We start from the raw sequence: 25,776 nt of genomic DNA on the forward strand, positions 1-25,776 counted from the left end.
CCCGCGCCGCCCTCGTCCGGGGCGGGGGCGGCCGTCCCGCCCACGGGGGCGCCGTCGTCATCGCCGGGCAGGGGGCGGGGCTGCTCGGCCACGATGGCGCGCGCCCGCTCCGTGGCGTCGTGGCAGAGGTACTCGTCCATGAGGAGGACGCGGTCGGCCACGTCCAGGTAGTCGCCGGAGCCTCCGACCACCATGATGAGGGAGGTCCCCGCCTCGGCGAGGCCGCGCGCCCGGTCGACCAGGGGGGTGATGGGCTCGTGGGTGACCAGGGAGCGCATGCGGGCGTCCCGGATCAGCAGGTTCGTCGCGGAGGTGTCCTCGTCGATGAGCAGCAGCGGGGAGCCGAGCTCCACGGCCTCGCTGATGGCGGCCGCCTGGGACGTGGAGCCCGAGGCGTTCGCGGTGGAGAAGGCGGTCGTGTCCGCGCCGCCGGGCAGGCCCCCGATGAAGGGGGAGATGTCCACGTCGGTGATGGAGCGCCCGTCGGCCGCGCGGATCTTCATGGCGTTCGGCGTGGTCGCGACCAGTTCCCTGCCGTCGCCGGGGATGTGGGCGTAGACGCCGCGGGCGATCGCGGACAGCAGCGTCGACTTGCCGTGGTAGCCGCCCCCGGCGATCAGGGTGATCCCTGGGGGGATGGCCAGTCCGGTGACCGCGCCCGCGTGGGGCAGGTCGACCGAGGCGCGCAGCGCGGCGGGCGAGATGAAGGGGACCGCGTCGGCGAGGGGCAGTTGGGAGACGCCGGAACGGCGGGCCAGCACCGCGCCGTCGGCGACGAAGGCCACCCAGCCGTTCTCATCGAGGGCCCCGCGCAGGGCGCAGTAGTCCTCGTAGGCCGCGATGTGGGTGAGCAGGCCGCGGCGCTTCGTGTTCGTCGCCTCGTCGTCGGTCACGAAGTCGAAGCAGTCCATGATGATGTTGGGCACGTCGACGTCGAAGAGGCGGGCAGCGGTGCGCCCGAGGATGGTGCGCCCCCTGGCGGGGAGCCGCACCTGGAAGCGCACCTCGACCCTGTCGGGGAGCACGAGGGCGTAGGACCGCTGGAGCACTTCCTGGCGGGGGCGCGGGATCTGGACGTCGCGGCCGACGCGGGCGTGGGCGGCGTCGTAGAAAATACGGGCCAGGTAGTCGGCGGCCGCCAGGCGGGCCTGGGACGAGGCGAGGGCCTCGTCCGGCAGGCCCATGCCTGACGGCGTCGTCCATGCGCGCAGCACCGAGGGCGGCGCGTAGGGGTCGGACTGGACCCGGTCGATCGCGACCGTGAAGTCCCCATAATCCCATGTCCCCGCCAGGGAGCGGTAGGCCCCGTAGGGGCGCCCGTCCATCTGGGACAGTTCCTTCAGGAGATCGCGGTCGGTTCCGGTGCGCAGGCTCATACTCCCAGGTTAGCGCCTGCGGGGCGTCGTCGGCCGCTTAGAAGAAGCGGCCCCAGCTGCTGAAGCTGCTCCAGAACCCCATGAGGACTATGACCCACAGCACCACTGCCAGGACGTCGACGCCGAGGCCGACGATCCCCAGGACTTTCCCGGTTCCCGCGTTGGGGATCGACGTGATGGGGAGCCCCATGGCGGTCACCTGGTTCTGCAGGTTCTGGCCCATGACCCAGGCGGCGATCCCCATGCCGACGGAGGCGAAGAGGAACAGCCAGCTGAGGTAGGGGATGAAGTTGCAGAAGGCGCAGATCAGGGACGCGAGGCCGAGGCCGAAGACCGTGCCGGCCCTGGACCGCAACTCGTACTCGGGTCCGAAGGACGACAGGGGCTGGCCGTACATGGGCTGCGGCTGGCCGTACATGGGCTGCGGCTGGCCGTAGCCGGACTGTCCGTAGCCCTGTTGCGGTTGGCCGTAGCCGGGCTGGGGCTGGCCGTAGCCGGGCTGGGGTTGTCCGTAGCCCGGGTCGGGCGTGTAGGACGGGCCTGCGGGCTGCTGCGGTTGCGCGTAAGGGTTGTAGGGATCGCTCATTTTCGTCTCTCGATCGAGTTCCACGACCACGGGGATGGGAGCCGGCCCCCTGTGGGGCCGGGCGCACGTGGTTCTGGAAGGATCATAGTGCGGCGCGGGGCGCGGCGTCCATACGCGTGAGATCACGAACGTGTGTTCACTGGACGAACCACGTGGTGGGCGCCGGCCGCCGCGGCGGCCGACGGGTCACAGCATGCAGGACACGCAGCCCTCGACCTCGGTGCCCTCCAGGGCCATCTGGCGCAGGCGCATGTAGTACAGGGTCTTGATGCCCTTCCTCCACGCGTAGATGTAGGACTTGTTCAGGTCGCGCGTCGTCACTGTGTCCGGGTAGAACAGGGTGAGCGACAGGCCCTGGTCGACGTGCTGGGTGGCCACCGCGTAGGTGTCGATGATCTTCTCCGGGCCGATCTCGTAGGCGTCCCGGTAGTACTCCAGGTTCTCGTTCGTCATGTACGGCGCCGGGTAGTAGACGCGCCCGATCTTGCCCTCCTTGCGGATCTCCACGCGGGAGACGATCGGGTGGATCGACGAGGTCGAGTTGTTGATGTAGGAGATGGAGCCCGTCGGGGGGACCGCCTGCAGGTTCTGGTTGTACATGCCGTAGCGCGCCACGTCGGCGGCCAGCGCCCTCCAGTCGTCCCGCGTGGGGACGCGGATGGACGAGGCGGCCAGCAGCTCGCGGCACTTGTCCGTGGCCGGCTCCCACGCCTCGTCGATGTACTTGCGGAAGAACTCGCCGGAGGCGTACGCCGAGTCCTCGAAGCCCTCGAAGCGCTCCCCCCGCTCGCGCGCGATCGCGCACGAGGCCCTGACCGCCTCGAAGAGCACCGTCATGAAGTAGATGTTCGTGAAGTCGAGGGCCTCCTCGCTCCCGTAGTGGACGTGCTCGCGGGCCAGGTAGCCGTGCAGGTTCATCTGCCCCAGGCCGATGGCGTGGCTCATCGCGTTGCCGCGGGCGATCGACGGGACCGCGCCGATGTCCGACAGGTCCGACACGGCCGTCAGCCCCCGGATGGCCGTCTCGATCGTCTTGGAGAAGTCCGGGGAGTCCATGGTCTTGGCGATGTTGAGCGACCCCAGGTTGCAGGAGATGTCCTTGCCCACGTGCGCGTAGGACAGGTCCTCGTTGTAGGTGGAGGCCTCGGAGACCTGCAGGATCTCCGAGCACAGGTTCGACATGGTGACGCGTCCCTTGATGGGGTTCGCGCGGTTCACCGTGTCCTCGAAGACGATGTAGGGGTAGCCGGACTCGAACTGGATCTCGGCCAGCGTCTGGAAGAAGCGGCGCGCGTTGATCTTCTTCTTGTGGATGCGGCCGTCGTCGACCATCTCGTGGTACTTCTCCGTCACCGGGATCTCGGAGAAGGGCACCCCGTACACGCGCTCCACGTCGTAGGGGCTGAACAGGTACATGTCCTCGTTCTTGCGCGCCAGTTCGAAGGTGATGTCCGGGATGACGACGCCCAGGGACAGTGTCTTGATGCGGATCTTCTCGTCCGCGTTCTCGCGCTTGGTGTCCAGGAACGCCATGATGTCGGGGTGGTGGGCGTGCAGGTACACGGCGCCCGCCCCCTGGCGCGCGCCCAGTTGGTTCGCGTAGGAGAAGGAGTCCTCGAGCAGCTTCATGACGGGGACGACGCCGCTGGACTGGTTCTGGATCTTCTTGATGGGCGCCCCGGCCTCGCGCAGGTTCGTCAGCTGCAGGGCGACGCCGCCGCCGCGCTTGGACAACTGCAGCGCCGAGTTGATGCCGCGCGCGATGGACTCCATGTTGTCCTCGACGCGCAGCAGGAAGCAGCTGACCAGCTCGCCGCGCGCCGCCTTGCCCGCGTTGAGGAAGGTGGGGGTGGCGGGCTGGAAGCGCCCGGTCATGATCTCATCGACGAAACTGGCGGCCAAGTCCACGTCGCCGCGCGCCAGGTACATCGACACCATCACCACGCGGTCCTCGAAGCGCTCCAGGTAGCGCTTCCCGTCGAAGGTCTTGAGCGTGTACGACGTGTAGTACTTGAAGGCGCCCAGGAACGTGGGGAAGCGGAACTTGTGGGCGTAGGCCTGCTTGTAGAGGGCCTTGATGTCCTCCATCGCGTACTGGTCCAGGACGTGCTTCTCGTAGTAGCCCTCCTCCACCAGGTAGTCCAGCTTCTCCTCCAGGTCGTGGAAGAACACCGTGTTCTGGTTGACGTGCTGGAGGAAGTACTGGCGGGCCGCGGCGCGGTCGGCGTCGAACTGGATCCTGCCGTCGGCGTCGTAGAGGTTGAGCTGGGCGTTGAGCGCGTGGTAGTCCAGCTCGGGCGAGGGGGCTTCCTCTACGCCTGTGTCGGTGAAGTTTTCTGCCAAAACTGTTCCAGTCCTTCGCGAACTCTGGAGACGTCCTCGGGTGTGCCGAGTAGCTCGAACTTGTACATGTGCGGGACTCCCAGCTTAGCGGCGATGATGTCCCCCGCCAGGCAGTAGGCGCGGCCGAAGTTCGTGTTGCCGGAAGAGATCACACCTTTGCAGTGGGCGCGGTTGGCCGGGTCGTTGAGGAACCGGATGACCTGCTTGGGGACGGCGCCCTTGGTGTTTCCGCCGCCGTAGGTGGGGACGACGAGGACGTAGTCGTCGTCGACACTGAGGCGGGGTTCTTTGGGGCGCAGGGGGATCCGCGCGGCCGGGAGGCCGAGTTTCTCGACGAAGCGGCGGGTGTTGCCCGTCGCCGATGAGAAGTAGACGACGATGCTCATGCGTGTCCTTCCGTTGCGGCTGCGGGTGTGGTTCTGATCGACGAGGCGGGGCCGCCCCGCCACCGTTCTTCCCCTCGGACGCGCGCCTGGGTCGGTGGGCGGCGGGGGCGCTGGTGCCTCCTGGCCCCGATCCTGCCGGGGCGGACGCGAAAAAGTCCCGGCCCGTGGGGGCCGGGACCTGCGCTCAGGCCTGCAGGGCCAGGGGGGCCGCCTGGGCCGCTGCGGCCTTGATGCGGTCGGGCCGGAACCCGGACCAGTGGTCCTCCCCGGCGATGACGACGGGCGCCTGCTGGTAGCCGAGCCCCTTGATGTAGTCCAGGGAGGCCGCGTCCTGGGTGACGTCGATCGTCGTGTAGTCGACGCCCTGCTTGTCGAGCGCGCGGTAGGTCGCGTCGCACTGGGGGCAGCGGGGCTTGGAGTAGACGGTGATCGTCATCGGGGGCTCCTCGGTGGAATCGTGTGCGGTCCGCGCGGGCTCCCGCGCGCCACGGGCGCTCGTTGCGCCGCGTGGGTGGTGCTGGGCTCCGGCGTGTTCGCGGCCCGGTGGCCCGTGTTCGAGGACAACACTACACCTCGTGGTGGCATCTGCGCGCGACCCCTATATGTAGTGTTCGGGGGGTGGTCTGTGGACAGGGGTGTGGGCAGGGTGTTGATGGGGGCGCGCCCGGGGTGGGGGATGGGGCGGGCGCTGATCGGGCGGAGGCGGCTTCGGGCGCGCGGTAGCAAGGGCTGCGCGGTGTGCGCGGGTGGTGCTGGTGTGGCGCGTGGGGATTGTGGAGTGGGCGTGGTGCTGTGTGAACACCCTGTGGAAAACCTGCTTTCGCGCGACGGAATGTGATGCTCATTACTAGCATTTCCCGGCGTGTTGCAGTGCCGGAACACCGCATCTAGGGGGCGGGGCGCACAGGGGCCCCTAGATGTAGGGGTGGTGGCCGTCTTCCGCGTGTGGTGGCGGCCTCAACCCCGCCCCCGGGTACCCGCCCGGCACCCGCCCGGTGAGAGTGCTTTCCGCGTGCGGCGGCCTCAACCCCCGCCCCCTCGGGGCGCGCTCGGCCATCACCGTCGGGTGCTTTCCGCGTGCGGCGGCCTCAACCCCGCCCCCGGGTGCCCGCCCGGTGGCCTAGTGGCCTGGTGCCCCAGCGGTTCGGTGGTCCAAAATGCGTCTGAGTTTCGGGCGGGAACGGGGGCTTGACGGGCATGTGGTCCAAAATGCGTCTGAGTCTGACCGAATCCACCCGGATCCGGCCAAAACCGTCAAACCCAGACGCATTTCGGACCACTCCCGCGCGGAGCCCGTCGAAAACAGCGAGACTCAGACGCATTTTGGACCACCCCCGCCCAGATTCGCAGTGGAGCCCGCAGGAGCCGGGGCGCCGAAAGCGCAGCGGGCGGGCGGGCGCCCGCATTGGGGTGGGCAAGAGGGCATTGGGGGAGGCAACGTGGCGTGCCTTTCCGCATTGGGGTGGGCAAGAGGGCGTTGGGGTAGGCAAATTGCCTACCCCAATGGGTGGTTTCCTGCCCCAATGCGTCTCGTTGGAAAGCGGAGGCGGCGCGGGGCCCGTTCTGGCGGCTATACCGCGGGGCCTCCGGGCGCCCGGGCCCGGGAACCGCGCGCCATGGGCTGTTTTCACAGCGATACCGACACGACGGATCCCAACTTTCGCAGCGCTACCACACTTTGCAAGTTTTATAACGCTTGCAAAGTAACGGTATCCCTTTGAAAACTCCACTTCGCTTGCAAAATGACCCGAGTGTCCGCACGACCGGCCCGCTTCGTGAAGCGCAACTCCGCCAGGAGGGGGTCGGTCGGGCATTTCTTTGAGGGGCCTCTTTCCGATTGCGCGACTCCGCCATGGCCGTCCCGATCGGCTGCTCGCATCCCGACTGGCTGCTCGCGTCCCGATCGGCTGCTCGCGTCCCGACTGGCTGCTCGCGTCCCGACTGGCTGCTCGCGTCCCGACTGGCTGCGCCCGTCCCGACTGGCTATTCCCCCGAGCCGCGGTTCTAGCACTCCACGACGTTGACGGCCAGGCCGCCCTCGGAGGTCTCCTTGTACTTCGAGAGCATGTCGTTGCCGGTCTGGCGCATGGTCTCGATGACCGCGTCCAGGGAGACTGTGTGCCGCCCGTCCCCCCACAGGGCCATGCGGGCGGCGTTGATGGCCTTGACGGCGGCGATGGCGTTGCGCTCGATGCAGGGGACCTGCACGAGGCCGCCGACGGGGTCGCAGGTCAGCCCCAGCGAGTGCTCCATGGCGATCTCGGCGGCGTTCTCGACCTGCTCGGGGCTGCCGCCCAGCGCTTGGGCGAGGCCCGCGGCGGCCATCGCCGAGGCGGAGCCGACCTCGCCCTGGCAGCCGACCTCGGCCCCCGCGATGGAGGCGTTGGTCTTGATGAGGGCGCCGATGGCGGTCGCGGCCAGCAGGAAGGAGTGGGCGGCGGCGCGCCTGTCGCGCGCCCGTGCGGCCGACGGTCCGGCCTCCGCCTCGGCGATGGGGGCCAGTCGGACCCGTGACAGCGGCGCGCGGGCGCCGTCGCCCGTGTCGGGGCCCGCGCCCGGGGAGGCCCCCGCCTCGGGGCAGTGCGTGACCAGGTAGCCCAGGACCGCGGGGATGACGCCGGCCGCGCCGTTGGTGGGGGCGGTGACGACGCGGTGGCCCGCCGCGTTCTCCTCGTTGACCGCGAGCGCGAAGAGGTTCACCCAGTCCATGGCGCGCATGGGGTCGGCGGGCGTGGACACCCACGGCCTCGGGCCGTCGGCGGCGCGCGAGCCGGAGCGCCGGGCGAGTTTGGCGGCGAGCGCCCTGGCCCGGCGCGGCACGTCGAGGCCGCCGGGGAGGATCCCCTGGGCGCTGGTCCCGGCGTCCACGCAGTCGAACATGGTGTTCGCGATGCGGTCCAGGTGGGCGTCGACGACGGCCCGGGGGCGGACGGCCTCCTCGTTGGCGCGGACCAGCTCGGCGATCGACAGGCCGGACTCGGCGCAGGCGGCGAGCAGTTGGGCCGCGGTGGCGAAGGGGTGCGGCGCGGGCACGTCGATGCCGACGCCGGACTGGCTGGTGGCCAGGGACGCGACTTGGGGATCCGAGGCGTCGTCGTTGGTCTGGACCATGACGAATCCGCCGCCGACGGAGTAGTAGGTGCGTTGCAGGACGGTCCGGCCGCGGTGGTCCGAAGCGGTGATCGTGAGGGCGTTGACGTGGTAGGGCAGGACCGTGCGGGGTGCGAACCGCATGTCGGCGGCCAGGTCCAGGGGGACCGCCGTGCCGCCGGGCAGGGTGAGGGAGCCGGTGGCGGCCAGGGCGGGCAGCAAGGCGTCGACGACGTCGATGGCGACGGTCTCGGGGTCGTGCCCGGCCAGGCCGAGCAGGACCGCCCGGTCGGTAGAGTGGCCGCGCCCGGTCGCCCCCAGGGACCCGTAGAGGTCGACGGAGATGCGGGCGGGTTGGGCGAGGGCGGCCAGTTCCGTGGTGAAGGCCAGTCCCGCGCGCATGGGCCCGACGGTGTGGGAGGAGGAGGGGCCGATGCTGATGCGGAACATGTCGAAGACGGACAGGGGGTGGGGCGCGTCGGTGGCGGGGATCTCGCCCGATACGATGGCGGCCGCCGTGGGGCGGCCCGCGTGGTACTGGCCGAGGGGGGAGTCGAGGGGGACGGGGTGCGGGTCCATGACCACTATTGTGCCGGAGGCGGTGGGGGCGGGGCTTCCCACGCCTCGGCTGGACGGGCGTCGGAGGCCCCGCCTCGGGGCTTCCCCGCCCTCCTGATCCGCGCTACGGTGGGGGCAGCGGCCTGGAACACCGTTGGGGAGGGGATGATCGGCGTGGAGCGGCCATCGGACTGGAGTGTACTGGGATTCGACTGCGACCCCGTCCCAGGGGATCCGGTGGCAGTGCGGGCTGGGGCGGTGTCGTGGACGGCCTTGGCCGATCAGATCAGCCACTGCGCGCAGTCGTTGCGGGCCCTGGAGGCGGGCGCGTCGCGGGGCGCCGACAGTGTTGCGGCCCTGCTGGAGGCGCGCGACGAGATCGTGGACCAGGTGGGGATTATGGAGGCCCGTTACCGGCAGGCGGGCGCCGCGCTCGAGGAGTACGCGGTGGTCCTTGACCGGGCGCAGTCAGAATCCTTGCAGGCGTGGTACGCGGCGCGGGACGCGCAGGGCGAACTGGACGCGGCAGTCGGGCGGTCCGAGTCCTTCACGCGGTCCGCGCAGGACGCAGGAGTGGCGGGCGACGACGAGGAGCAGGCGCGTTGCACGCGGCTCGCTGGAGCGGCCGAGGCTGACGCCGCCTGCGCGCGGGGCAGGATCGCGGCCCAGCAGCAGATCGTCACTGCGGCCGTGGAGCAGAGGGACGCGGCAGCCGTCCGCGCGATGGGGCTGATCGCGGCGGCGAAGGACGCCGATGGCGTGGCGGACTCATGGTGGGACGACTGGGGGCGGACCGTCGTGAAGTGGATGACGGCGCTCGCCGAGGCCGTGGGTGCGATCACTGGCGTGCTCGCACTGGTGTTCGGGTGGATCCCCATACTCGGGCAGGCGGTGTCGGGGGTCTTCCTCACGATCAGCGTCATTCTGGGGACCGTCGCCGCGATCGGCTACACCGCTCTATGGCTGGCGGGCGACGAGGAGCTGCTGACGGTGCTGGTCTCGGTGGCGCTGGCGCTCGTGGGGCTGGGGGCCCTGAAAGGAGCGGCCAGACTGGGGACGGCGATGTGCAAGGGCATGCTCAAGCACGTCGAGTTCCTCGCGCGCGCGAAGGGCGCGGCCAGCTCAGTTCTGGGGAAGGTGGGGCTGCGCGCCCTGCTCCGCCCGGGAGGGGTTCCCGCTATTCTGCGCTACAGATTCAGGAACGCAATGGTCGGCCAGCTCGGCGAGGAGAGCATGCTCGTGGGCCTGTGGCCCAAAGTGCGGTATGCCATGTCTGAGTATGCGCAGGCGGTAACCAGGAATACGAGAGTGCCTGATCTTACGATCCGCCTCTTCGGGAATATGAGGCTTGGAGAAGTGAAGTTCATTCGCGATTTCTCGCCGGTAAAAAGGCTTTGTGAGCAGATGGCAGACTATTCTGCTATTGCGGCAAGAGATGCAGGAGATGGTTTGGTGCACATTTTTCGTCCGGAGTTCTACACAGATCCAAAAACAGTTAGTAAATTCATGGAATGGGCGACGGGGAAAGACGTGGGAATTCATAATTTGGCGTTTCATTCCCTTGAGGAGTACGTCGGACTGCGGGCCGCCACGGAGATCAATGTGACCTGCCAGTTCGGCCAAGGGGTCAACCATTACTTCAGTGGTTGGGGCGGGTGAGCCTCCGTGTCGGCTTTTCTGTATTTTGACGTGTACGGGCACCGGGCGCTGGGCGCCCAGGACGTGCGCGATGCGTTCGAGCCTTTCGGGTGCCGGGTGCGGCCGCTGTTGGACGGGACTTTCCAGGTGGGGATCGGTGACTTTAGTTTTTATATTGTTGACTGCCCGTCCCCGGCGAGCCGTCCGGGGTTGGTGGAGTGGTTGGCCCGGGTGCGCGGCGCCGCCCCCTATACGCACTTGTACGGCGCGGTGATCGAGGACGTGCACCGCTACGTCGACGACTTCGACGAGGCCGACGCGCTGTGGGACGACATCCGAGGGGCTTTCGCCCTCCTCGCCGAGCGCATAGGGGGCGTGTTCGTATTCCTGGACTACGACCCCGCCCAACCAACCGACTACTACGACGAAGAAACCGGACAGGCGTACAGGTTTCCGGATGAAGTCGACAGTGCCGCCGAGCCGGAAGGGCCGTCCGGACCGGCTTTGGATCTTGACTGGTACGGGCTGCTCTCTGTCACTCCGCATCCAGCTGGACGCTGGATCGAGGCGTGTGAACGTTATTTCCCAGATTTGGTCCCCGACTACTATGATTACGAGCGGCGCCCGATTACCGCCGCCGCTCGCCGGTACCTTTTAGACCCAGACAGCAGGCAGGAGAATCCCGCGCTCATCCAATCCGGTTTCTTGGGGAGAATGGGAGCGCGATTGCCGAGACTGTCCAGCGGCGGAGCGGGAACTGCGAATACGAATCCCAATCCTGTCTACGGTTATGGGTGCAGAGTCCTGCTTCGGACAGTGGAAGAGCGCATGTCGTTGCGAGAATTCCGCAGGTTCTTCACCACCATGGCCCGTGAACTCCGATCAGAACTCGCGACCGGTCAAGTTCTTCACGGTTACGCGTCAGATGGCGGGGAGGCGGTATGGGTGCCCGGTGCTGAGCAGCCTCGCTCCTTGGAGCTGTCCCGGGACTATGAGTTCTTGGGTTTGCCGTCTGTTGCGTCGTGGTGGGTGTGGTTGGGTCCTGATTACGCGCGCGTGGTGGGTGGGTGGTTGGAGCGGGGGGCTCCGGGGTCGTGGGTTGTGGAGGGCACGGGTGATGGCGGTGTGTTCGTCCAGACTTCTACCGAGCCGGTGGCCTGCGGGGCGGGGGCGTGGTTCCCGGAGGAGTTCCTTCCTACTGTGGGGCCTGTTCCCAGGAGGCGGCTGGTCGACTGGCTGCTGGGGACCAGGCCCAGGCCACAGGTGGGGCCCGCCCGCGTGATGCCCACCTGGACCAGGCCCACCGCCACCGCCGGCACCAGGCCCACCGCCGACCCCGGAGAACCCACGGAGGACTGACATGTCATGGACTGTTGCACTTGACGTGTACGGGCACCGGGCGCTGGGCGCCCAGGACGTGCGCGATGCGTTCGAGCCTTTCGGGTGCCGGGTGCGGCCGCTGTTGGACGGGACTTTCGATGTTGGGGTCGGTGGCCTGGGTTTTCGCCTCATGGACTGTCCGTCCCCGGCGAGCCGTCCGGGGTTGGTGGAGTGGCTGGCCCGGGTGCGCGGCGTGCCCACCTACACGCACTTGTACGGGGCGGTGATCGAGGACGTGCACCGCTACGTCGACGACTTCGACGAGGCCGACGCGCTGTGGGACGACATCCGAGGGGCTTTCGCCCTGCTCGCCGAGCGCATAGGGGGCGTGTCCGTGCTCCTGGACTACGACCCCGCCCAACCGACCGACTACTACGACGAGGAAACCGGGCAGACGTACGCATTCCCCCCAGAACCCGCCGGAGAGCCGGCCCCGCGGACCGACGAGGGGGCTTTCCTCTCCTTGGCGTGGATGGGGTTCCCCGCGCTGACACCGCACCCGATGAGGCGGTGGATGGAAACTTGTGAACGCCTCTACCCCGATCTGGCGCCCGACAGGTACGGCTACGAGGGGCGCCCTATCACGGCGGCCAAGAGGCGCTACCTCTTCGACACCAGTAGCCGTGAGTACGAATCGCTGATATCGAACACCGGGCTACTGGGGGACGTCCACGTCAACCTTCCCGCCGTCTACAGCCCTGACAGGACGACGCCCGTGCCCCTTCACAGGACGTACTCCATCGCGTGCAGGGTGTCGCTGGACAAGCTGGAAACGGGCATGGGCGTGGAAGGACTCCGCGATTTTTTCGTCAGGATGGCGCGGGAACTTCCAGCGGAACTGGCGACCTGCGAACTCGGGCAGCGCCACTGGCCCGCCATGTCCCAGGACCGTGAGTTCTTGGGTTTGCCGTCTGTTGGGTCGTGGTGGGTGTGGTTGGGTCCTGATTACGCGCGCGTGGTGGGTGGGTGGTTGGAGCGGGGGGCTCCGGGGTCGTGGGTTGTGGAGGGCACGGGTGATGGCGGTGTGTTCGTCCAGACTTCTACCGAGCCGGTGGCCTACGGGGCGGGGGCGGGGCAGTGGTTCCCCGAGGAGTTCCTTCCCACTGTGGGGCCTGTTCCCAGGAGGCGGCTGGTCGACTGGCTGCTGGGGACCAGGCCCAGGCCACAGGTGGGGCCCGCCTGCGTGATGCCCACCTGGACCAGGCCCACCACCGACGATGCCGACCCCGGCGCCGTCCCCGACACCCGGCTTGGTGCCGATGCCGGACCCGGCGCTGACGGAACCAATGGCCCCGTCGTCGGCGCGGACGCCGACAGGGCCCACAACCCCACCACCGGCCCCGGCGATGCGCCCGGAGGCCCCGGAGAACCCACGGAGGACTGACATGTCGTACATCGTCTCATTCGAGGTCTACGGGCACCGGGCGCTGGGCGCCCAGGACGTGCGCGACGCCTTCGGCCCCGGCGCGGCGGTGGAGGAACGCCTCGACGGCAGTTACACCGTGGTGTTCGACGGGCAGGGGTTCGTGCTGGAGAACTGGATGTCGGTGCTCAGCAGCGCCGGACTCGTCCAATGGCTGGCCCGGGTGCGCGGCGTGCCCGCCTACGCGCACATGTACAGCGCCGTATTCGATGAGAAAATGATCGACGGGCGCTACGGCCCCGACATCGACGGCGCGTTGAGGACCGCCTTCGCGGCCCTCGCCTCGCGCGCCGACGGGGTTTCCGTGTTCCTCCACGAACTCGCCATCGACTACACCGACGAGGAAACGGGGCAGGAGTTCACGCTACGTGCCGAGGACGACTGGGCTCCCCGGCCCTCGGAGCACGACGCGCTCGTCCTCGAATGGTACGGCCGCATGCCGGCGGGCCCCAATCCGGTCGCCAACTGGATCCTGGCGTGCGAGCGCCACCACCCGGACCTGGTGCCCACCGAGTACGGGCGGCCGTTGCGCCCGATCACCGGCGCCGCACGGGAGTACCTGCTCAGCGCCGAGAACAACGAGCGCTACATGACCCTGCGCGAGGGAACGCTCCTCGGCGACATCGACTTCCGCCTGCCGACACTGGTCGAGCGGAGCGGCCCCGGCTACCTCCTGTCGGTCAACCCCCAGGGCGCGTACTCCGTCAGCTGCGCGCTGCTGTGGCAGAGGGCGCGCGAGCGCATGGGCCTGGGGGCGCTGCGCAGGTTCTTCACCAACATGGGGCGCGGGCTCGGCGCTGAGTTCGCCACGGGCCAGTTCCTCACGGGGTACGCCTCCGTGAGCGGACTCGCCGAATGGACGCCCGGCGCCGCACAGCGCCACTCGCCCCAGCTCGGGCGCGACGACGAGCTCTTGGGTTTGCCGTCTGTTGCGTCGTGGTGGGTGTGGTTGGGTCCTGATTACGCGCGTGTTGTGAGCGGGTGGTTGGAGCGTGGGGTTCCGTCCTCGTGGGTTGTGGAGGAAACGGGTGATGGCGGGGTGCTCGTCCAGACTTCTGCGGAGCCGACGGGGTACGAGGCAGGGGCAGGGCAGTGGTTCCCGGAGGAGTTCTTGCCCACGGTGGGGCCTGTTCCCAGGCGGAGGCTGGTCGACTGGCTGCTGGGGACCAGGCCCAGGGCGCAGGTGGGGCCCGCCCGCGTGATGCCCACCTGGACCAGGCCCACCACCGACGATGCCGACCCCGGCGCCGTCCCCCGACCCGGAGGAGGCCCCGAACCCACCGCCGGCCCCGACACCGGCGCTGACGGAACCACCGGACCCGGCGCTGACGGAACCAATGGCCCCGGCGCCGACGCGGACGCCGACAGGGCCCACAACCCCACCACCGACCCCGGTGCTGACGGAACCAGCGGTCACGTCGCCAGCGCGGACACCGACAGGGCCCACAACCCCACCACCGGCCCCGACACCCGGCCCGGTGCCGATGCGCCCGGGCCGCCCCGAACGTAAGGTGGTCCCATGGATGACGCGAACAGCCCCGCCTCCTCCGCGCGCGTTCTCTACGCGCACCTGCCTGGGGGCGCCGGCTTCCGGGCCGACGCGCTCACAGGGGAACCGGAGGCGCGCCTCGACTGGAAGAGCGCCTGGGGGGACGAGGACGCCGACCAAGGCACCGTGTTCTCCTTGGCGCACAGCGGGGCGCCCGGTGGCGGGGGCACGCGCGTGGGCGACTACCGGGTGGTCCCCGTGCTCCCGTCGGAGGGGTTCGGGTCCCAGGAACTGGCGGAAGTGACGAACGACTTCAACGCCACCGTCAGGGCCCTGGCCGAGAACCCGGTCGCCCTGCCCGTCGCCTTCGACGACTACGGGCGCCTCCGCTTGGTCGCCCACCGCAGGGAGGGCGAGGACTTCCTGCGGCTCAGCGTCTACTCCACCTCTGCGGCCGTCCACGCCGACCTCGAGCGGGCCGGGCCGCTGTTCATCATCAGGCACGGGGCCAGCGTCATCAGGTTCCTCGACGAGCACTCCGAGCGGATCCTCTTCGTCTCCGTGGACCCCGCCTCCTGCCTCCGGCCGATCGAGTTCCCGGCCGGCCTGCCCCAGTACTTCGCCACAATGCCGCCGCCGCGCCGCGCGGACCGGCGGGAGGAGGGCACCGGATGGGGGGCCGGGGCCGCAGGGGAGGGCCCGACGCCCACCGGGTTCGTGCTCGACCTGTCCGACGACTGGGTGCGCGTCGACCTCACAGTAGGCGCGGAGGAGCTCAGGGCCAGGGTGGACGACCTCATCGCCGAGCAGATGCGGCAATGGCCGACCACGATGGGCTGGCTGCGGGAGCGCACGCGAGGCTGGCTCCAGCGCACCTGCCTCCAGGCCAAGTCCAGCGGGGGCGTGGAATTCGCCGTTCTCCTGAACTCGGCGAAGCGCACGGAACCGGCGCTGACCCTCGTCAACTACTGGCTGGCCCTTCCCAGGACCTCCGACGGGCCGCTGGTCCACGTGCGCGACTTCCTGGCGGAAACAGCCGACGATGACGACGAGATCGCGGTCATCGAGACGCGGGCGCGCCGCCTCCTGCGCTCCGTCCGCGTGCGGCCCGCCGCCCGGCGCGGGGGCGCGGTCCCCGAGCAGGAGATGCTCCTCGTCGACTACTGGATCGAGGTGCCGGGCGACCCCGCCTCCGCGGCGCGGATCGTGTTCACCAGGCCTGGCGCGGACTCGCGCGACGGGGTCGTCGCCCAGTGCGACGCGATCGTCCGGTCGGCGCGGTGGGACGCCCCCGGGGCGGGGCCCGCTTGACGGGAGCGGGGCCAGGGGGGCCTCGGCGCGCCCCGCCCCGTAGACTGTGCCCATGAGCGAGAACCTGAGTTTCCCCGGGCGCGTCCGTGCCGACGCCGTCATCCAGTGCGCCATGGACATGGAGGCCGCGCCGCTGCTCCACCTCCTCGAACCCATGGGCGACGAGGAGACGCCCCGCGCGGTCCACGCGGGAGCCCCCGGGCGCCACGTGCAGCGCTTCGCCCTCGGCCTCATCGACGGGCGCACGGTCCTGGTCGTCACCTCCGGGATCGGCGAGGCGAACGCCGCTGCGGCCACCGCCCGGGCCCTGGTGCTCGTCGACGCCCCGATCGTGATCGCCGCGGGGACCACGGGCGGCCTCGCGCGCGACATCAACGTCGGCGACATCGCAGTCGGCGTGAGCGCCGTCTACGGGCAGGCCGACGCCACTGCCTTCGGCTACGCGCTGGGGCAGGTCCCCCGGATGCCCGTCGACTACTCCTCCTCCGAACGCGCCGCCGCCAGGTGCGATGCCCTGGCCGGCCTCGTCGACCACCCGGTGCGGCTGGGGCGGATCGTCTCTTCGGACTCCTTCTGCACCGAGCAGGTGGCCGAGCCGATGCGCCAGCGCTTCCCCGACGCCATGGGCGCGGACATGGAGACGTGCGCGATCGCCCAGGTCGCGTGGAGCTGCGGCGTCGATTGGATCTCGCTGCGCGCAGTGTCCGACCTGTGCGGCCCGGGCGCCGACCAGGCCTTCCACATGGACGGCGAACGCGCGGCCGCCCACAGCGCCGAGGCCGTCCGCGCCTACCTGGCCCTGCTGTGAGGGGGGCGGGTGCGATGCGCGTCCTCATGGTGTGCACCGGCAACATCTGCCGGTCGACGATGGCCCACCAGGTGCTCGACGAGGCCGTGGCGGCCGCCGGGCTCTCCGGCGCCGTCCGCGTGGACTCCGCGGGCGTGTCCGACGAGGAGCACGGCAACCCCATCGACCCCCGTGCCGCCCGAGTGCTGCGCGCCCACGGGCACGGCGTCCCCGACCACCGCGCCAGGCAGGTGCGGGCCAGCGAGCTGGCCGACTGGGACCTGGTCCTGGCGATGACGTCGTCGCACTACGCGGCGCTGTCGCGGCTGCGCGACCGCGCCCGCCCCGGCGGGAGGGCGCCGGAGATCCGGATGTTCCGCGACTTCGACCCCCAGTGCGCGCACCTGCCCGAGGGGCCCGGCCGGGACAAGGACCTGCCCGACCCCTGGTACGGGGACTACGGGGACTTCGTGGACACCCTGGCCGTCATCGAGCGCTCCACGCCGGTGCTGGTCGACTACGTGCGCCGTTAGGGCGTGATGTGTGATTTGTGGGTGGACCCGCCGTTCGGGGCAGGGTCGGGTCGGCGGCACTTCCGGCGCCGGCCACCGGCTCGCACAGCACGCCCCGGGCCCGCACGGGCGTTCGTGTTCGCGTCTGCACCACTTGGGCACCGCCCGCACCACTTAGGGCCCCGACACGCCGGGACAACCAGGGCCCACAAGAACCCAAGTGGTGCAACGGAGCGCTAAGTGGTGCAGCGGCGCGCGAAGCCGCGCAACCGCGGGCGAATCCCGCAGCACGGCGCACGAAGCCGCCCAAAGAACCGACAACGAACCGTGCGCACAGCCCCTCCCCACAACCGCTCACACGAAGAACCGGAACCAGACAGCACGGCCTAGTCGGGCACGCACACAAGGGAGATGATTTACGAAACATACTGCGCACACAACGGCTTGATTCCGCCCTTGTGCGCAGTCGTATGTTGCGTGATCCCGGTCCTTGTGTGCGTAGAACGGGGCTGTGCGGCGCCGTCTAGACTGCGCCCGATTGCCCGTCAGACGGTCGTCCCCCGTTCCAGGTGGGCGCGGTTGTGGGGGAGGGCGCCCCGTCCGAGGTGGGTCCGCTGTCCGGTGTGGGCGCCCCTCCCGGGGCGGGCGCCGGGTCCGGGGCCCCGACGCGCAGGACCACCAGGGGCTCGCCCGTCGGCTGGGCGGACCCGCCCTGGGGCTCGAAGGTCAAGAAGATCTCACTGCCCGGCTGGGGCATGATGTCAACGAAGGAGTAGTCCCCGCCCCGCCGCTCGTAAACGCCCAGGGATTCGACGGTGCTTCCGTGGCGCGCCCACACCTGCATCACCTGTCCCTCGGGTGCCCGCAGCGCCGAGGGCGTGGTGATCGCGGTCATCCCCATTTCCGGCGACCAGGTGAGGGTGACAACGTGCCCGTCGGGCATGGTGTCGGTGGAGCGCCGTACGTCTTGCGCCTGGTTGAGGGCGGCGTAGTGACTGGTGGACTCCATTGAGGTCATCGTGGTCCACCGGCCCACGCCGATCCCCGCTGCGAAGAGCGCGACCGCCGCAGCCGCCGCGGCGAAAACGCGCGCGAACAAGGGGATGACCCTCCGGCCGCGCGCAGGAGCCTCCTCGGGGGCCTGCGGCCACTGTTCCTGCTCGACTTCCTCGATCGCGGCGAGGAGGTCGTCGCGCACGTGTGCCGGCGGTTCAATGGGGGCGAGGGAGGCGGCGAGGTGGGCAGCGATCTCGTCGTCGTCGAAGATGTGGTCGCTCATCGTTCCTCCAAGAAGGTGCGCAGGCGGGCGAGGGCCTGGCGGATCGTGCTTTTCACGGTGCCGAGCGGCAGTCCCGTCGCATCGGCGATCCTCGAATGGCTCAGTCCCCCGAAATACGACAGGAGGATGACGGTCTTGTGCGGCTCCCCCAGGGAGCCGAGCGCGCGGCGGACGTCTCCGCCCGCAATGCGGGACTCCGCCTCCTCCGCCGTCTGGTCCCAGTCCACGTCCGGGGGCGAGGCGAGTTCGCGGTCGCGCGCCGCCTGGGCCGAGCGCACCCGGTCGATCGCCCGCCTGCGGGCGATGGTGGTGAGCCAGGCGCGGACGCTGCCGCGACCGGGGTCGTAGGAGGGGGCGCGCCTCCATACGTGGAGGAACGTGTCCTGCAGGACCTCTTCTGCTTGAGCACGGTCCTTGAGGACGCAGCGGATGAGCGCGAAGAGCGTGGGCGCCCAGGCGTCGTAGAGCCTCGCGAACGCCCGCTTGTCCCCTTCGGCGACCAGTTGCAGGTCTTCGCGGCCCAGGTCGCGTGGCGCGGTATCAGTCACGGTGCTCATGGTAGAGGGCCGTGGCGCCCGGCGCCGGGCGGGGTCTCCGCCGGGGCGGCGCCGCGAAGGCCACCTGTTCCTCCGCGGCCACGCCGTCACCCGAAGGTGAAGGAGTAGAGCGCCAAACCCTTGCTGGCCGTGACGGTGAGCAGCCCTGAGGACTCAGTGTCCCTGTTCACCAGCGTCATCGAGTTCGGGGTGCCGCTCACATGCTGGGTGTGGGTCTGGCCGTCCATCTCCCAGGTGAGGTCGCCCTCGCCCGAGACCACCAGGTCCACGCGGCGCCCGCGCCACATGAGGCGCAGTTCCGCCTCGTCGTCGGCGGGGCTGATCGACTGGGCGCCGATGGTCCACCGCCCCTGCAGGGCGAAGCGGTCCGCGCCTAACGAGGCCGGGGCCGCGTAGTCGCGCGTCCCCGCGGAGTAGGCCTCCGTCCCCGCGAAGCTTGCTGCACGTTCGTGGCCCAAGTAGGTCTCAGGCGTGCGGTGAAAGGCCACTCCTTCGACGCCGTCGTCGGTGAAGAGCGGGTCGGGCAGCGCGTTGCCCTGGTCGGCCAGGAGCTGGCGGATCAGTGACTCCAGGGTCGCCTCGCCGCCCTCTCCGAAGTGCGTGTAGCGCAGTTGCCCGTGCGCGTCCGCCAGGTACTGGGCGGGCCAGTAGTGGTTGTCGAAATCCGTCCAGGTCTCCAGGTCGGAGTCGACGGCGATCGGGTAGGTGATGCCCAGCTTGTCGCCCCCGGATTGGACGTTCGCGGTCTCCTTCTCGAAGGCGTACTCGGGGGAGTGGACGCCGATGACTTGGAGCCCGTAGGGGCGGTACGCCTCGTAAAGCCTTTCGATCCCGGGGATGGAGCGCTGGCAGTTGATGCACGAGTACGCCCAGAAGTCGACCAGGGTCGCTCCACTGCCCTGGGGGGCCGCCTCGCCGTCCGTGTTGAGCCACGCGGTGGGTTTCAAGGAGGGGAGCGCGCCGCAGTCCGCCAGGGTCGTCGCGCCGTCGACGCAGGCTGAGCGCTGGCCTCCGCCCCTGCTCAGACCCGGATCGGCGCTGCGCTGCAGCGCTGACGTGTAGTCGGGCAGCGCCCTTTGGAGAACGGCGGGCAAGTCGGTGACGATCCCGGCGGCCAACGCCAGGACGGTGGCGCCCGCGGCGATGCGCACGCGCCGCTGGTGGCGGCTGAACGCGGAGACGCGCTCGGTGAGGCGGCGCCCCGCTAGGGCGAAGGCCAGGAGGGGGATCGCTGTGCCCGCGGCGAAGGAGAGCGCCAGGGCCACGGTGTCGGCCCCGATGCGGCCGGTGGAGCCGGCGACGCTCACCGCCGCCAGTACGGGTCCCGCGCAGGGCACGTAGGCGGCGCCGAGGACGATGCCCAGGCCGAAGCCGTTGGCCCCCGTGTGCTTACCGGCCTTGGAGAATGCGGCGAAGGGCTTCTCCAGGACGTGCATGAACCGTGGGACGATCATGCCCACGCCGATGAGAACCAGCAGGACCACCCCGGCCCACCGGATGAAGTCCTGGGGCAGGTGGAGCGCCGTGAGCAGTGTCGAGCCGAGCAGCGTGAATGCTGTGAAGCTGAGGACCAGTCCCGCGACGACCTGGTAGGGGCGCCATTTCGAGGGGGCGCGGGGCGCTGGCCGGGTCGCGCGGTGGTCTTCCTGTGCGCTGGCAGTCCCCCCGAGGGAGATGCCGGTGCCCGGTGCAACAGCGAAGGAAGGGGAGGGGCGCGCTGAGGCGGCGCCACCCGCCATGAAGATGACGGGGAGGACGGGGAGGATGCACGGGGAGATGCCCGTGATGAGGCCACCGAGGAATCCGATGAGGACCAGGGTTGTCATGATGCTCCTTTCGTGTGGTGCTACTCCTGATTCGTCGTGGTCGCAGTCGTGGATCAGCGGATGTTGTGTGTTGTATGTCACTGATGGCTGGGTGATCCGTGGCGTTGTTCGCGCCGAATAGGAGGGTGAAGGCGCTAACGGAGCGCCCGTCAACAGAAGGAATCACGCAATGAGTATTCGCCGCGCGGCTCTGGCAGCTGCCCTGTCCGTCGTCTTCGCCGCTGGTTTGGCGGCCTGTGGGAACTCCGCCAACGACAAGATGGAGAACCCGTCGTCGCCGTCGATGACGCAGGACACGAAGATGGAGAACTCGATGTCGGGCGATGGCATGAAGGGGGGGATGGACGACGGGAAGATGGACGACGGCAAGATGGACGACGGCAAGATGGACGACGGCAAGATGGACGACGGGAAGATGGACGACGGGAAGATGGACGACGGCAAGATGGACGACGGGAAGATGGACGACGGGAAGGAGGGGTAGCAGTAGGCCGCGGCTCGGGGCGTCCCAGAATCCCAAGGGCGGCGGGCTGATCCATGTGATGTCCCGCCGCCCAGGGCCCATCGATGGGCGCTGGCGGCGCAGTGGGGCGAGCGGGTGCTGTTGCGTGAGTCAGCGCTGTGGGCACCGGGTGCGAAACTGCCTCACGCCGCCACTTACTCTGGCCGCACTGTGGCGCCTGCTCGCACGTGCCCCTGGATCTGCGCGAAGACGCGGCCGATGGGCTCGCGGATGATCAGGTCGGCGCGCCCGTCGTAGGGGGTGGGCGTCGCGTTCATGAGGACGAGGCGCCCGCCCTGGTAGTAGTCGATGAGCCCGGCCGCCGGGTAGACCGCCAACGACGTGCCGCCCACGATCAGCATGTCCGCCCCCGCTATGGCCAGGACGGCCCCCTCCAGCGTCGCCGGGTCCAGAGCCTCGCCGTAGAACACGATGTCCGGGCGCACCACGGCGGAGCACGACGGGCAGTGGGGCACGCGCCCAGCCCGGGCCTCGTCGAAGTCGTCGATGGTGGAGCGCGCGCCGCACCCCGTGCACTCCAGCCTCGTCCAGTTCCCGTGGAGCTCGAGCACGCGCTTGGAGCCCGCGGCCTGGTGGAGGCCGTCGATGTTCTGGGTGACCACCGCCTTCAGTTTCCCGGCGCGCTCGAGGCCGGCGAGGAAACGGTGGGCGGCGTTCGGGGCGACCCCCTCGCGGGCGGTCTCCTCGGCGAACCACGCGTAGTAGGCCCCGGGGCAGGCGGAGAAGAAGTCTATGGACAGCACCCGTTCGAGGGGGATCTCGCGCTCCTGGTGGTAGAAGCCCTTCGCGCCCCGGAAGTCGGGGATCCCGGACTCGGTCGACACCCCCGCGCCCCCGAAGAACACGATGTCGTGCGCCTCGGCGATCCATTGCGCCAGCGTGGACGCGTCGTCACTCATGATGGCCCCCTTCGGACACGGTGCCGCCTACGGCAACGGTAGCACCGCCCGGGCGCGCCGGCGGCGCATCAGCTGTTCCCGGCTATCGCTTTCGCGATCTTGCCCGACCCGAGGACCACCATCATGAGGATCACCGGCGTGATGAGGATCGGAAGGTAGTTGCCCACCAGCCACGCCAGGGGGTCGTCCGAGCCGATCGGACTCACTTCCAGGAAGGAGCCGTTCTCAGCACTGGAGGCCACGCTGATGATGCCTTTGTAGATGTGGATGCTGACGATGATGCACACGCCGTGTATGCACACTTCGACGTACTTCCTCAGGAAGGAAGTGCCGAAGGACTTGGTCTCGTCGTTGCCCAGGAAGGCGAAGGGCAAGGGGGAGAAAGCGGTGAGCATGTAGATTTCCGCGAAGCGCAGCAGCACGACGATCATGAGCGTCGCCTTGGCGGCCAGGGTGACCAGGAAGGGGATGAGGAGGAAGATGAGCATGCCCACCTGGTCCACCGACGAGGCCTTGTCGATGCTCGCCTGGAAGGCGCTGACCGCTGCGCCGTTCTCGTTCACGGAGACGCCCGCGCCCTCCGGGTCTAGATGTGGGTCGCCCATCACGTTGGCGACGAGGGCGCGGATGGCGTTGAGCAGGATGCCCGAGTTCTTCACGGCCATCACCAGGATGATGTACTTGAAGATCACGGCGGCGATGAGTTTCACGCCTGTCTGGTGGTCGGCCTCGATGTGGGAGGCCTTCCGGTTGAGCTCCACCATCATCACGATCGCCAGGACTGTGAGGGCGACGGGCATCACCGCAAAACCTGAGATATCAGACACTACTTGGCTGGTGTCCGCACTGAAGTCAAGTATGTCTTTAGTCACACTGTCGACTGATGATGCATGGCCGTTGAAGAGGAACTCGACCAGTTTCTTGAGCGCGTCCTTCATGGTGTGTCACTGGGCCCGCTGATTCGACGGGTTGGCGGGCCCCCCGTTCTGCGACGGCGCCTGGGTGGCCCCCGTGCCCCCGGGGTTCCCCGTGCCCTCCGTCGGCTCGCTGATCTGGGTCGGCGGCAGGTACGCGCTGTCAGTGCTGGTGATCTGGTGGCGCGTGTTGTCGCCCCACGCCCACACTCCGCGCGTCGTGCGGACGAAGGTCGTGAAGTTCGACGCCTCGATGCCCGTGATCTCGAGGCTGTCGAGGCCCTCCACCTGCGTCGGGGACAGGTACGTGTCGTCGCTGTCCTTGACCTGGTGGGCGGTGTTCACCCCCCAGCACCACACGCCCTGGTCCGTGAGGGCGCAGGCGTGGGCCCTGCCCGCCGCGATGTCCTTGATGGCGCCCCCGGGGACCCCCACGACCGGGCCGGGGGATGTGACCTCGCTGTTGCCGTGGCCGGTCTGCGCCCAGCGGTTGTCCCCCCAGCACCACACCTCCGACGAGGTCGAGGCGCAGGCGAAGTCGTCGCCGGCCACCAGGGAGCGCGCCGCAGTGGGCAGGTAGAAGGTGAAAGTGCGCGCGGTCGCCAAGTCGGCGGTGCCGAGCTGGCCCATCGAGTTCTCACCCGAGCACGTGACCTCCTCGCCCTCGGCGATGCACGAGAACGCCTGGCCGCCGGCGGTGAGGACGGCGCCCCCGGCCGTGGCCCCCGTGGAGTTCGAGGCCTTAGTCGCCGAGGTCCCCGACATCGCCGCGCTCTGCTGGGTGTCCGACGCGGTTCCCGCCTCGCCCCCCGCGTTGGGATCCGTCGCGGGCTTCTGGTTCCTCACCAGCTGGAACACGAGCAGGCCCAGGCACAGGACGATCACCACGGCCCCCGCAATGATCGCGGGGAGGGGGACCGAGGAGCTCAGCGTCCCCCCGGTCGAGGTGGGGGCCACGAAGCCCTGCTTCTTCTTCGGCGCTTTGCGCGGGGGAGGGGGCGCGGAGCCGTCGATGACCGGGTTGCGGGGGGGCTTGCGCTTGCGCGAGAAGATGCCGCGCGACCGGCTCCCCTCGACCAACTCGGGAGGCGGGGCCGGCGGATCGGGGATCTCCGCGAAGTTCTGGACGCCCCTGGCGAACAGGCACCAGTCGCGCAACTGGAGCCACGATGAACCGTGGGACTCCAGGTCGTCGAAGAACCCGTAGCTCCACAGGCTGCGGTTGCGGGCGAGTTCGTAGAGCTCGACGACGGTCACGCGGGGGTCAATGGACATTGGGGACTCTCCTCATAGCGGACTCATAGCAGAACGGGCGCGGGGCGTCACAGGAAGCGGCGGACGTTGCGCACACCGGGGAAGACGGGCTCGATATTGATGCCGCTCTCCGGCGAGTCCGCGCTCACCATCTGGCCGCCGCCCAGCGCGATGGCCGTGTGCCAGCTGCCGTCCCCCCAGTCCCAGAAGATCAGATCCCCGGGCTGCATCTGGTCGTAGGGGACATCGACGCCGCCGGGCGCGGTGGACTGCTCCCTGGCCGTGCGGGGCAGGGCAACGCCCAGACGCGCCATGAACGCGCCCGTCAGGCCCGAGCAGTCCCAGGCCGTGGGGCCCTGGCTCCCCAGGACGTAGTGGTTCGTGTCGTCCATGGCGATGGACTTCGCCCACTCGAGCGCGTCTCCGAGCGAACCGCCCACGGCGGCGACATCCTGCGCCGCCTGGTACTTGACCATGAGGGCGAGGATCTTCGAGACGTAGTTCTGGGTCTCGGCGTAGGGCGGGATGCCGCCGTTGCTGATCACCGCGCCGGGGCCGGCGTTGTAACCGGCCAGGGCGACCTCCTGGATGCTGCCCGCCACCGCGCCGGAGGCGACGTGGGGGTTGAGCGTCGCGACGATCGAGCACATGAAATGCCCCTGCGAGGGGATCGCGTCCGCGGGGTCCAGGGGATCGGCGCGGCCGTCGCCGTTGTAGTCCCCTCCCTGCGTCGCCCAGGTGCCCGGCATGAACTGGCTGATGCCCTGGGCGCCGACGGGCGACTTAGCAGCCGGGTTCCACCCGGACTCCGCTTCGATCTGCGCGGCGATCAGGGGGGCCGTGATCTCGGGGCACATGGAGCCCGCCTGGTTGACGTACTGGGCGTACTCGGGGGGCACGTTCGCGGCTACGCTCCTGCCCACCTTCCTCTCCTGCTGGGCGATCTCGATCCCCAGGGAGCCGAGGAAGGAGGACAGGAATGTGGCGACGACCATGACAATGCCCAGCAGGGACAGGTTCTTCGCCGCCATCAGCGCAGTGGCGACGAGGCTGCCGATCGCTTTCGAGGCGACGATGATGAATTGCGAGACCGCCTGGGCGGCGTGCGCCGCGATGCCGGCGGCCTTCGTCCCGTTGATGGCCCCCAGCAGCATCATGGGCTTGGACGCCTTGATGGCGGCGGACATCTTGCCGGTCATCCCACCCAAGGAGGAAAGGGCGTCGCCGAGCCCCCGTGTCTTGAGCAGGAGGGACTTGGAGCCTCCGCTGGCCAGTTTCCCGCCGACCAGGCCCCCCTTGGCCGCAGTCGCCGCGCCCTTCTTGCCAACGACCAGCAGGTTGTCCCCGACGGCCCGTATCGACTGCTTGGGGATCAGGCTCGAGGCGTTGGAGCCGACCGCTCCGACCGGGTCGGAGTGGACGGCCGCGGCGTCGAACCCGTTCGCATGGGCGGCGCCGCCCGCCTGGTGGGCGGCGCTGTGGGCGCCCTCGTGCAGGGCGGACCCGCCGGTCGTCTGGGGAACGCCATGAGCGCCCTCGCGCAGGGCGGACCCCGACGACTGCGTGACCGAGACGACGCGCGTTTTCAGCTCCGTCTTGGCGTACTTGATCGTCGGGCCGGCTTGCTGCTGGAACTTCATGGCGT

The 25,776-nt window shown here is 69.4% G+C and carries 21 protein-coding genes; 8 read left to right on the forward strand and 13 right to left on the reverse strand.

Annotated elements, in window-relative coordinates; translation table 11 throughout:
- The 6 genes from BH719_RS07265 to BH719_RS07290 all read right to left on the reverse strand — a co-directional run.
- On the reverse strand, positions 1 to 1,376 hold a 1,376-nt coding region (locus BH719_RS07265), incomplete at its 3' end, for an ABC-ATPase domain-containing protein (RefSeq protein WP_009744170.1).
- A gap of 37 nt (positions 1,377 to 1,413) precedes the next feature.
- Positions 1,414 to 1,962 (reverse strand): 4-hydroxybenzoate polyprenyltransferase, encoded by a 549-nt coding sequence (locus BH719_RS07270; protein WP_173647190.1) that lies wholly within the window; start codon positions 1,960 to 1,962, stop codon positions 1,414 to 1,416.
- Positions 1,963 to 2,148: 186 nt separating this feature from the next.
- Complete coding sequence (gene nrdE, locus BH719_RS07275) at positions 2,149 to 4,305, reverse strand: class 1b ribonucleoside-diphosphate reductase subunit alpha (RefSeq protein ID WP_009744172.1); 2,157 nt, start codon at positions 4,303 to 4,305, stop codon at positions 2,149 to 2,151.
- Positions 4,275 to 4,691 (reverse strand): class Ib ribonucleoside-diphosphate reductase assembly flavoprotein NrdI, encoded by a 417-nt coding sequence (nrdI, locus tag BH719_RS07280; protein WP_009744173.1) that lies wholly within the window; start codon positions 4,689 to 4,691, stop codon positions 4,275 to 4,277. The genes nrdE and nrdI overlap by 31 nt, the downstream gene beginning before the upstream one ends.
- 184 nt (positions 4,692 to 4,875) lie before the next feature.
- Positions 4,876 to 5,127, reverse strand: coding sequence for a glutaredoxin-like protein NrdH (gene nrdH, locus BH719_RS07285; protein ID WP_009744174.1), 252 nt, complete (start codon positions 5,125 to 5,127; stop codon positions 4,876 to 4,878).
- Positions 5,128 to 6,695: 1,568 nt separating this feature from the next.
- Positions 6,696 to 8,360, reverse strand: coding sequence for an L-serine ammonia-lyase, iron-sulfur-dependent, subunit alpha (locus BH719_RS07290; RefSeq protein ID WP_009744177.1), 1,665 nt, complete (start codon positions 8,358 to 8,360; stop codon positions 6,696 to 6,698).
- Positions 8,361 to 8,576: 216 nt separating this feature from the next.
- On the opposite strand from BH719_RS07290, the gene BH719_RS07295 reads away from it, so the two are divergent.
- From BH719_RS07295 to BH719_RS07325, 7 genes are read left to right on the forward strand one after another with little or no spacing between them, the layout of a single operon-like run.
- A complete protein-coding gene (locus BH719_RS07295) occupies positions 8,577 to 9,998 on the forward strand; it encodes a hypothetical protein (RefSeq protein ID WP_157098210.1) in 1,422 nt (473 codons plus the stop codon).
- Positions 9,999 to 10,004: 6 nt separating this feature from the next.
- Complete coding sequence (locus BH719_RS07300) at positions 10,005 to 11,336, forward strand: hypothetical protein (protein ID WP_009744179.1); 1,332 nt, start codon at positions 10,005 to 10,007, stop codon at positions 11,334 to 11,336.
- A gap of 1 nt (position 11,337) precedes the next feature.
- Entirely contained in the window at positions 11,338 to 12,741 is a 1,404-nt protein-coding gene (locus tag BH719_RS07305) for a hypothetical protein (protein WP_034255365.1), read from the forward strand.
- Position 12,742: 1 nt separating this feature from the next.
- Positions 12,743 to 14,290: a hypothetical protein gene (locus BH719_RS07310; protein ID WP_034255367.1), complete on the forward strand. Its 1,548-nt coding sequence runs from the start codon at positions 12,743 to 12,745 to the stop codon at positions 14,288 to 14,290.
- A 9-nt stretch (positions 14,291 to 14,299) separates the two neighbouring features.
- Positions 14,300 to 15,580 carry a hypothetical protein gene (locus BH719_RS07315; RefSeq protein WP_009744181.1) on the forward strand — a complete coding sequence of 427 codons (1,281 nt, stop codon included), beginning with the start codon at positions 14,300 to 14,302 and terminating at the stop codon, positions 15,578 to 15,580.
- A gap of 52 nt (positions 15,581 to 15,632) precedes the next feature.
- Positions 15,633 to 16,388 (forward strand): 5'-methylthioadenosine/S-adenosylhomocysteine nucleosidase, encoded by a 756-nt coding sequence (gene mtnN / locus BH719_RS07320; protein ID WP_009744182.1) that lies wholly within the window; start codon positions 15,633 to 15,635, stop codon positions 16,386 to 16,388.
- A gap of 14 nt (positions 16,389 to 16,402) precedes the next feature.
- Positions 16,403 to 16,900: a low molecular weight protein-tyrosine-phosphatase gene (locus tag BH719_RS07325; RefSeq protein ID WP_009744183.1), complete on the forward strand. Its 498-nt coding sequence runs from the start codon at positions 16,403 to 16,405 to the stop codon at positions 16,898 to 16,900.
- A gap of 502 nt (positions 16,901 to 17,402) precedes the next feature.
- Here the strand turns inward: BH719_RS07325 and BH719_RS07330 are convergent.
- The 3 genes from BH719_RS07330 to BH719_RS07340 form a co-directional block, all read right to left on the reverse strand.
- Positions 17,403 to 18,158 carry an anti-sigma factor gene (locus BH719_RS07330; RefSeq protein WP_009744184.1) on the reverse strand — a complete coding sequence of 252 codons (756 nt, stop codon included), beginning with the start codon at positions 18,156 to 18,158 and terminating at the stop codon, positions 17,403 to 17,405.
- Entirely contained in the window at positions 18,155 to 18,715 is a 561-nt protein-coding gene (locus BH719_RS07335; protein ID WP_009744185.1) for a sigma-70 family RNA polymerase sigma factor, read from the reverse strand. Before BH719_RS07335 ends, BH719_RS07330 begins: the two co-directional genes overlap by 4 nt.
- Positions 18,716 to 18,801: 86 nt before the next feature.
- Positions 18,802 to 20,541: a cytochrome c biogenesis protein CcdA gene (locus BH719_RS07340; RefSeq protein ID WP_034255369.1), complete on the reverse strand. Its 1,740-nt coding sequence runs from the start codon at positions 20,539 to 20,541 to the stop codon at positions 18,802 to 18,804.
- 169 nt (positions 20,542 to 20,710) lie between these two features.
- On the opposite strand from BH719_RS07340, the gene BH719_RS07345 reads away from it, so the two are divergent.
- A complete protein-coding gene (locus BH719_RS07345) occupies positions 20,711 to 21,025 on the forward strand; it encodes a hypothetical protein (RefSeq protein ID WP_009744187.1) in 315 nt (104 codons plus the stop codon).
- Positions 21,026 to 21,198: 173 nt separating this feature from the next.
- Here the strand turns inward: BH719_RS07345 and BH719_RS07350 are convergent, their stop codons facing one another.
- The 4 genes from BH719_RS07350 to BH719_RS07365 all read right to left on the reverse strand — a co-directional run bounded on the left by BH719_RS07350 (position 21,199) and on the right by BH719_RS07365 (position 25,771).
- Positions 21,199 to 21,963 carry an NAD-dependent protein deacylase gene (locus BH719_RS07350; RefSeq protein ID WP_009744188.1) on the reverse strand — a complete coding sequence of 255 codons (765 nt, stop codon included), beginning with the start codon at positions 21,961 to 21,963 and terminating at the stop codon, positions 21,199 to 21,201.
- Between the two features lie 68 nt (positions 21,964 to 22,031).
- Positions 22,032 to 22,901, reverse strand: coding sequence for a VirB6/TrbL-like conjugal transfer protein, CD1112 family (locus BH719_RS07355; protein WP_009744189.1), 870 nt, complete (start codon positions 22,899 to 22,901; stop codon positions 22,032 to 22,034).
- A gap of 6 nt (positions 22,902 to 22,907) precedes the next feature.
- Entirely contained in the window at positions 22,908 to 24,152 is a 1,245-nt protein-coding gene (locus BH719_RS07360; RefSeq protein ID WP_009744190.1) for an RCC1 domain-containing protein, read from the reverse strand.
- 47 nt (positions 24,153 to 24,199) lie between these two features.
- Positions 24,200 to 25,771: a C40 family peptidase gene (locus tag BH719_RS07365; protein ID WP_009744191.1), complete on the reverse strand. Its 1,572-nt coding sequence runs from the start codon at positions 25,769 to 25,771 to the stop codon at positions 24,200 to 24,202.
- Between the last annotated feature and the right edge of the window lie 5 nt (positions 25,772 to 25,776).

The sequence above is a fragment of the Pauljensenia hongkongensis genome (assembly GCF_001746855.1).
Classification (GTDB): Bacteria; Actinomycetota; Actinomycetes; order Actinomycetales; family Actinomycetaceae; genus Pauljensenia; species Pauljensenia hongkongensis.